Source organism: Actinacidiphila sp. bgisy167 (assembly GCF_965342175.1).
In the GTDB taxonomy this organism is placed as follows: Bacteria; Actinomycetota; Actinomycetes; order Streptomycetales; family Streptomycetaceae; genus Actinacidiphila.
Map to the genome: position 1 here is coordinate 1 of NZ_CBDRBL010000138.1, position 7909 is coordinate 7909.

Annotated in this window: 6 protein-coding genes, 1 pseudogene and 1 riboswitch; of the genes and pseudogenes, 3 read left to right on the forward strand and 4 right to left on the reverse strand. The window is 68.4% G+C overall.

What is annotated here, in order from left to right:
- A pseudogene (locus tag ACRWND_RS29615) lies at positions 1-262 on the reverse strand (IS5/IS1182 family transposase); the annotation flags it as partial.
- A gap of 237 nt (positions 263-499) precedes the next feature.
- On the opposite strand from ACRWND_RS29615, the gene ACRWND_RS29620 reads away from it, so the two are divergent.
- Both ACRWND_RS29620 and ACRWND_RS29625 read left to right on the forward strand, forming a co-directional pair.
- Positions 500-907 carry a hypothetical protein gene (locus ACRWND_RS29620; protein ID WP_431954858.1) on the forward strand — a complete coding sequence of 136 codons (408 nt, stop codon included), beginning with the start codon at positions 500-502 and terminating at the stop codon, positions 905-907.
- 287 nt (positions 908-1194) lie between these two features.
- Complete coding sequence (locus ACRWND_RS29625) at positions 1195-1698, forward strand: N-acetyltransferase (protein ID WP_431954860.1); 504 nt, start codon at positions 1195-1197, stop codon at positions 1696-1698.
- A gap of 188 nt (positions 1699-1886) precedes the next feature.
- Here ACRWND_RS29625 and ACRWND_RS29630 read toward each other — a convergent pair whose 3' ends face one another.
- The 3 genes from ACRWND_RS29630 to ACRWND_RS29640 all read right to left on the reverse strand — a co-directional run bounded on the left by ACRWND_RS29630 (position 1887) and on the right by ACRWND_RS29640 (position 5544).
- Positions 1887-2744: a bifunctional 5,10-methylenetetrahydrofolate dehydrogenase/5,10-methenyltetrahydrofolate cyclohydrolase gene (locus tag ACRWND_RS29630; protein WP_431954866.1), complete on the reverse strand. Its 858-nt coding sequence runs from the start codon at positions 2742-2744 to the stop codon at positions 1887-1889.
- A 24-nt stretch (positions 2745-2768) separates the two neighbouring features.
- Positions 2769-2854: riboswitch (ZMP/ZTP riboswitch) on the reverse strand.
- Positions 2855-3606: 752 nt separating this feature from the next.
- Positions 3607-3882 carry a chaplin gene (locus tag ACRWND_RS29635; RefSeq protein ID WP_431954862.1) on the reverse strand — a complete coding sequence of 92 codons (276 nt, stop codon included), beginning with the start codon at positions 3880-3882 and terminating at the stop codon, positions 3607-3609.
- 1338 nt (positions 3883-5220) lie between these two features.
- Positions 5221-5544, reverse strand: coding sequence for a hypothetical protein (locus ACRWND_RS29640; RefSeq protein ID WP_431954864.1), 324 nt, complete (start codon positions 5542-5544; stop codon positions 5221-5223).
- An 823-nt stretch (positions 5545-6367) separates the two neighbouring features.
- Between ACRWND_RS29640 and ccrA the strand changes: the two genes are divergently transcribed.
- Positions 6368-7702 (forward strand): crotonyl-CoA carboxylase/reductase, encoded by a 1335-nt coding sequence (gene ccrA, locus ACRWND_RS29645; RefSeq protein WP_431954865.1) that lies wholly within the window; start codon positions 6368-6370, stop codon positions 7700-7702.
- Positions 7703-7909: the final 207 nt, after the last annotated feature.

A 7909-nucleotide genomic window follows, 5' to 3' on the forward strand; every position in this document is an offset into this window, starting at 1 on the left:
CCCGTGATGCTTCTTCTTCCTCCAGCAGTACGGCCGGTCGGCGCGATGCGGTCGAGCGGCAGGAGCGTGCCGTCGAGGATCACGTATGCCTTCTTCCGTACGGTCTGCATGGCCTGCTCAAGCGTGGGCGCGAGGGCGGCCCAGAGGACGACTGCCTCGCGTATGCAGCAGTGGACCGTGGCGATCCCGACGCGGAATCCCGCCGTGAGGCGGCCGTAGGTGCCGCCGCAGCCAAGGTGGCCAGGACCAGCAGGGCCTGTCTGCCAGGTCGGGTCTGCTGGCCGCCCGTTGGATCACGGAACGCCCTGCTCACTGACCGCCCTCGAGAGGGAACCAGCCGCCCCACGACGATGCCCGGTAAGGCGTGGAAGCCATTCTCTTCTTGATCCTGGCGTTCTCGCCCCTCGTGTGTCCATGGGTGGTCGTGGGCACGGCCGTTCAGCTCGTGTGGCGCGCACGTCACGGTCAGCCACCAAACGGGTGGACATCGCCGGACGCCATGTCGTGCGCGCTGGTCGTGCAACTGGCCGGCGCAGCGGCTGTGGGCGCGTACGCCTGGGGCGTGATGTCGGGGTTCTACATCCTGGACCCGGACCAGATGTGTGCGGCTTCCGGCGCCGACGGCGACCACGTGGTGACGCGTATGACGCTGCCGGTGAGCGTGCAGTGCGTCACGGACCAGGGTGTGGGGACCGAGCTGGTGCCGGTCTGGGTGAACCCGGTCGTCTTCGCCGGCCTGGCGGCCTGCGTGCTCGCCGTCTGGGCGGGAGTCTCCGCCGCGACACGCCGACGCGCCGACCGGGCGCGCGGTGAGGCTGAGGTGGGAGGCGGCGCGGCTGACCGCTCCGACACCCCTTGCCCGAGCCGTGGCCCGGGGAGCGTGGCCGGTGCGAAGAACGCGCCATGAGGCGCGAGGGGGGTGTGTGCCGGGCAGTCCGGTCGGCGTGGCAGGAGCCTGTGTGCCCGTACGTTGACGCCGTGGAGGTGCCCGGATGCGTGCCGGCCGTCGCGGCCGTTCCCCGCACCTCCAGAACCCACAGCCAGGACACCTGGGCCGACCGTGAGAAGTCTGTCGATCGAACGGGGTCTGGATCGGTTGATCACGCGGGCCCAGCCCGGCATCAGACAGGGCTCAGGGATATACGGGGATAATCCAGCGGAGCGGACGGCCGCGCGCTGCTACGGTCGGGCGCCATGAGCTGGCTTCCCGATGGCTTCGTCCACCCCGTCCTGGTCCCGCTGCCGGGCGGTGGTCATCACCTGCGGCCGATCCGGGAGGCGGACACTCCACTCGACTATCCGGCTGTGATGGGTTCACGCGAGCGGCTGTGGACCCTCTTCGGCCCCGCCTGGGGCTGGCCCGCGGCCACCATGACCTACGAGGCCGACCAGGCCGACCTGCTGCGGCACGAGAAGGAGATCGCCGCGCACCAGTCCTTCAACTACGCGCTGTTCGACGCGGCCGAGACAGCTCTGCTCGGCTGCGTCTACATCGACCCACCGCAAAGGGCCGGCGCGGACAGCGAAATCTCCTGGTGGGTTGTGGACGAGCTGGTGGACAGCACGGTCGAGCAAGCCCTCGACACGCTGGTGCCGCACTGGATCGCCGCCGACTGGCCGTTCAAGCAGCCGCGCTTCCTCGGCCGCGAGATCTCCTGGCCTAACTGGCTCGCCCTGCCAGAGCATCCCGACACGTAACTGGTTGTCGCCCGTACCGATCCCCGAGGCTGTCGATGAAGCAGAACTCCTGTGACTCACAGGGCGTGCACGCCCAAGGAAAGGCCTTGTTGCCCCCTCGAACCTGACTTGTTGCTTCTGCTACGTGAGTCACGATACGGGGGCGACCGAACCCTGCTCGACGGGATCCATCACCGCGCTGTCCTCGGTCAGGACCCGATGAGCTGACGTGCTGCCGCGTCAACGGTCTGCGCAAGGAGGACAGCAATGGTCATGGGACCGACGCCGCCGGGCACGGGCGTGATCAGGCCTGCCCTCTGACATGCCGTGTCGAAGTCAACGTCCCCGACATTGCCCGGGTTGTAGCCCGCATCGACCACTACGGCTCCGGGCTTGACGTCCGCCCCGTTGATGAAGCGCGGCCGGCCGACCGCAGCGACCAGGACGTCTGCCTCGCGCACGATCGAGGGCAGATCAACGGTGCGGGAGTGACAGTAGGTCACCGTGGCGTCCCGCCCGAGCAGGAGCATGCCGACGGGCTTGCCGAGGATAGGGCTGCGTCCCACCACGACGGCGTGCTTTCCCGTGAGGTCGACGTCGTACTCGTCCAGCAGGCGCATGATCCCTCCGGGCGTGCAAGAGACGAAGCCAGGCAGGCCGAACCCCATCGCCGCGAAGGACTGCATGGTGACCCCGTCGACATCCTTGTCGGGGGCGATCGCCTCGAACGCGGCGCGCTCATCGATGTGCGGTCCCACCGGGTGCTGGAGCAGGATGCCGTGCACGTCGGGATCCCCGGACAGCGCGGTGACGGCCTCCACCAGGCCGCTGGTGCTCACCGTGGCGGGCAGGGCCACGTGCCGCGAGTGAATGCCGGCCTTCGCGCACCTGGCCTGCTTCATCCGGACATAGGTGACCGACGCCGGGTCCTCTCCCACCAGCACAGTCGCCAGACAGGGGGACACCCCGGTGCGTCGACGGATGTCCTCGGCAGCTGCCGCGCTGGTCTCGGTCATTCGGCGGGCGAGGTCCGTACCTTCCATCAGCCGTGCCTGCTGCGTCTCCATCACGTGCCACTCCTGAGCTCCACGGTGAAGTGCCCAGGCGCACGGCATTGACCAGGCGTCAGGCCGCTCCCCGGTGGTACTCCACCTCAGCGCCAGTTACGGCCCGCACTCACCATACCGGCGCACCCCGGGCGGACGGCCCCCTCCACAGAACTTGACAATTGCGCACCTACGCCGGCCACATGCGAGCAAGTCCGCTCGGTCCGGTCGAGGTGAGCAAGACACGCACGTCCCGGGCCGCGCCAGGACCGCACTGCGCAACCAGCTCGTGCTCAACTTCGCGCGGCAGGAGTCGCCGACCGGGCGTACGGCTGGCTCACCCGGCTCGTCGTCGACACCGCGAGGGAGCGGAGCCCGGAGAGGAAGCGGTTCGCCCAAGCGCCGGGCCACCCCACCGTCCGCCAGGGCGCCCACGCCCGCTTCACCAAGCCAGCCAGATCCTCGCCGAACGCGCCGACGGCCACCCGGACCGCATCTGGAACAACACCTCCACGAACTCGCGTGGCCCGACACACCCACCCGCCACAACTCCCCCATACGCCAACTCACCCACCACCCCGGCCAAGGCCGCGTCGGAGTCGGCGGCCTTGGTGACGGCCGACCTCTACGAACTCGGCCCCGCGCAGCAAGGGAACCCCGATCACCACGAACAACCGGGCACCCAGCACCGGCATCCCCTCTCCCCCAACCCCACCGCCGAGCCCCACCCCCAACCGCCCACCAACACCAGCCACCAGACCATCATGAACGACCCCAGCCACTGCCCGAACAAGCCCCAGGACCCAAGCCCCACCGAAGCCCGGCCCCGCCCCAGGCCCCGGGTCCCGGTCCCGGGCCGGGCCGGGCCGGGCCCCACACACCCTCAGGACTTACCGACGATCGCGTTGCCGTTGTCCTTCGTCACATTCACACAATCCCCGAACGACGGACTCAACAACGACAACAAACCCGGCGAAGGATTACCACACGCATTGAACGGCAACAGAATCGGCTGCTGCAAATTATTCCCCGACAACAAACCCGGCGCAGCAGCCAGCAAACCCTTCGCATCATTATCCGCCGACGCCACCCCCGCACCCGACACCACCAGCACACCCGCCACCACGACAACCCCCAGCGACATACCCCACACACTCATGGACGACCTTCCCAACGACACACCGCCCCCTTCACCGGGCGGAACCACAACCCACCATGCGCACCGACGAAACGACAAACAGCCCAGACACGCCCACCCGTCACCACAACGGCCCCACCCTCGCGAGATCCGCACAACCAGCAAGCACACACCCGAATGCAGCAACACCCCCTCCCCCCAACCCCACACCCCACCGGCACCCACGACACCCCCCCCCCACCACCAACCAGGCCCCACCCCCACCCCATCCGGACATCACCTACATCACCTCACGACATCACCTCACGAACAAACCCCGCCTCGTCGAGCCCGACCACAGCACCCCACCCGCCACAGCGCGCCTACCGCCAGCGACTACGCGAGCAACAAAAGGGGGGGCCACCGACCTCGAGGACCACGCCACCGTGATCAGCACGACCTCGAACCGCAGGCCGGGCCCACCGACCTCGAGGACCACGCCACCGTGCTCAGCACCGCCTCGAACCGCAGACCGGGCCCACCGACCTCGAGGACCACGCCACCGTGCTCAGCACGACCTCGAACCGCAGACCGGGCCCACCGACCTCGAGGACCACGCCACCGTGCTCAGCACGACCTCGAACCGCGGGCCGGCGCCGCGCTGCCCTGCCGCCACAACGACCGACACAGGACAGCACCAGCCGTCCCCCGACCGGGCGATCTTCGTCGAGAAACCGCCGCGCCAACGGCCCGACACTCCAGCCGCAGTCCGTGATCTTGTGGCCCGGGGGGCGGCGCGGGCATGGATACGGCCACCACTGATCACCGATGTCCGCAGACAGAAGATCACGCGGTGGCCACGGCTGACAGCGTTAAACCCCGCCCGCCGGCCGGATACCGCCGACCTGACAAGCCGGACAACGCACCCGTCCACCCGAGTTGCACCCCGACGTCCAGCACAGCAGTTGGTACTGGCGCCACAGGCGGACCTCCCACGCAAGCTGGGCGATCACCGGATCACCAACGCGGCTCGATCACCTCGCACCGTCAGCGCACACGTTCACCGCACTCTGCCGCGATCAGGACGGCACCGGGCGGCAGTTCACCCGGAAGCCGTCCCCTCACTCGTAGGCACGCCTCAACACAGCCGCCCACCGGTGCGCATTCGAGAACAACCTCGCCCAACACGGGGATCTCACCACCGATATGCAATTCCACCGCGCCCACACCGCCCGGGAACACGCCGACCAGAACCCCGAAAGCTGCCGTGTCACCGCCGTCAGCGACGCACTCTCGGACCTCGAAGCACCAGTGCACCGACGCCCCGGCAAGCAGTGCCCCGCCCCGCTCGCCCAGTCCAGCAAGGACAGCCGTGCGAGCTCACACATGGCGGACGATAGCGCAGCAGATCGGGACCGCTTTCCCGTAGGACGTTGTCACCCGCGCGTACTCGGCCTGGGGATAGAACGACACGGCCTCATCAACCACCCCCAACACGGCCTCCCGCGCCGCCAGGTGACCCTGCTCAACAATGCCCAGAAGCACAGGGGTCGCAACCGCGGCCGCCGGAAACACCACGGCACTGCGGCCATCAACGATTCCACCACCACCGAGCAGCGAGCCGGCCTCCGCCACCTCTACCAGGTCCGCCGCAACGGCCAACACACGCAGACCACGGGCGGCGGGCGACACGAGCCCGCTCACACCAGCCGGGACAGCCCGGTATGCCACCCCAGTCCACCGCGCCCATCACACCAACCCGACACCACCCCCGCACCAGGAAGCCACCCATCGCCCCACCCTCCGGCCGACGCCTCGCGAATCACTTCCGTCAAGGAATTCCAGACCCCACCCCGCGCGCCCACACCCACACCCAAACACGCCCAGACCGCCGCACAAATCCTCCTCACCGGCCAACCTGTCGCCGTCCCCGGCGGAACCCGCCACCACAGCGTGGAAGACAGCCTGTTCGGCGACGCCTCCACATCCAGCCCGCGGCCCAGGAGCGGTCAAGGCCCCACCCCAGCGCCACCAGCAGACCCACCACCACCCGAACGGCCCACCCACCCCCCACTACTCCAATCCGCGTACCCCTCCACCCGCCACCACCCCGCACCCCACCACCTGACCAGCACCAACCCCCTACACACCCCACAACCCACCGCAATCACAGTTGCGCACCCACCAGTAACCAGGCCTGCTAGATACCAAACACCCCCATACCACCCACCCGCAGCCCCCGACCCCCAACCCAACCCCCCGCAGGCCCCAAACCCCTCAAACCCCGCCCCACCCGGACCCCGCCACCCAGCCCCCGAACCACAGCCCAACCCACACCAGCCCCCGAACAGCCCCCGAACAGCCCCTAGGGCCCCGGCGGCAGGCCCGGGAAGTGCGGGGGCTCCGGAAGGCCTCGAGACCCCAAACCCCTCAAACCCGGACCCCCCCCGGACCCCCCGGGACCCCCGGACCCCCGGGGCCCGCCACCGACCAGAACCGGACCACAACGCCCACCACAGGAGATCCCATGACCACCCTGTCCGAGGCCGTGATAGCCGGATGCGGCGCCGACGTACTCAAAGCCCTCCCCCTGCCCAAAACGTTCCCCGCCGCCACCGTCCGCCGCTCGGACATCCACATGTTCAAAGACGTCCAAGACAAAGACGTCCGCAAATCCCTCGTCGTCGACGAAGTCCCCATGCCCGAACTCGCACCCGACGAAGCACTCATCGCCGTCATGGCCAGCTCCATCAACTACAACACCGTATGGACCGCCATGTTCGAACCCGTCCCCACCTTCACCTTCCTCCAAGCCATGGCACGCAACGGAGGCTGGGACACCCGACACGACCTCCCCTACCACATCGTCGGCTCCGACGCCGCCGGCATCATCGTCCGCACCGGCTCCACCGTCCGACACTGGAACATCGGCGACCACGTCGTCATCTCCCCCGCCTACGTCGACGACCAAGACCCCCTCACCCACTACGACGGCATGCTCGGCCAAGAACAACGCGCCTGGGGCTTCGAAACCAACTTCGGCGGCCTCGCCCACTACGCCATCGTCCGCGCCAGCCAACTCCTCCCCAAACCCCCCCACCTCACCTGGGAAGAAGCCGCCGCCAACCCCCTCTGCGCCAGCACCGCCTACCGCATGCTCGTCTCCGACCGCGGCGCCCGCATGAAACAAGGCGACATCGTCCTCATCTGGGGCGCCACCGGCGGCCTCGGCTCCTACGCCGTCCAACTCGTCAAAAACGGCGGCGGCATCCCCATCGGCATCGTCAACACCCCCGAAAAAGCCACCCTCGCCTACAAACTCGGCTGCCACACCGTCATCAACCGCACCGACATCGAACACAACAACCCCAACGCCCTCCAAACCCCCGAAGGCTGGAAAAAACTCGGCACCGCCATCCGCGACGCCACCGGCGAAGACCCCCACATCGTCTTCGAACACGTCGGCAAACAAACCTTCGCCGCCTCCGTCTACCTCGCCCGCCGCGGCGGCCGCATCGTCACCTGCGGCTCCAGCACCGGCTACCACCACACCTACGACAACCGCTACCTCTGGATGCGCCTCAAACACATCATCGGCAGCCACGGCGCCAACTGGCACGAACAACAAGAAACCAACCGCCTCATCACCAAAGGCCACATCCTCCCCACCCTCTCCACCACCTACACCCTCAACAACGTCGCCACCGCCACCCGCACCCTCCAAACCAACCAACACACCGGCAAAATCGCCGTCCTCACCCACGCCCCCCAACCCGGCCTCGGCATCACCGACCCCCACACCCGCCACACCATCGGCGAACACAAATTCCACCTCCTCCAACCCCACCACCCCACCACCTGACAAACACCGCGCACGTCGCACGCTGCGCGAGATCCTGGGGTGAAGGCCCTGAGTGCGGCGGGCGGGCTGGCGCCGTACGACCGCGCGCGGCCCCTCTTCACAGCCCGGCCACCGGGTCGCGGCAAATCGGCGGGCCGCCAGGCCCGGGTTCGACATAATTCTGCGGCCTAGAGAGCCGAAAGTGCGGCCTGACCTGCGGGAACATGC

What these genes read in the sequence shown, in the direction of transcription:
- ACRWND_RS29620 (WP_431954858.1), top strand. Translation starts at nt 500, where the DNA reads ATGTCGTGCGCGCTGGTCGTGCAACTGGCCGGCGCAGCGGCTGTGGGC.
- ACRWND_RS29625 (WP_431954860.1), top strand. Translation starts at nt 1,195, where the DNA reads ATGAGCTGGCTTCCCGATGGCTTCGTCCACCCCGTCCTGGTCCCGCTG.
- ACRWND_RS29630 (WP_431954866.1), bottom strand. Translation starts at nt 2,744, where the DNA reads ATGGAGACGCAGCAGGCACGGCTGATGGAAGGTACGGACCTCGCCCGC.
- ACRWND_RS29635 (WP_431954862.1), bottom strand. Translation starts at nt 3,882, where the DNA reads ATGAGTGTGTGGGGTATGTCGCTGGGGGTTGTCGTGGTGGCGGGTGTG.
- ccrA (WP_431954865.1), top strand. Translation starts at nt 6,368, where the DNA reads ATGACCACCCTGTCCGAGGCCGTGATAGCCGGATGCGGCGCCGACGTA.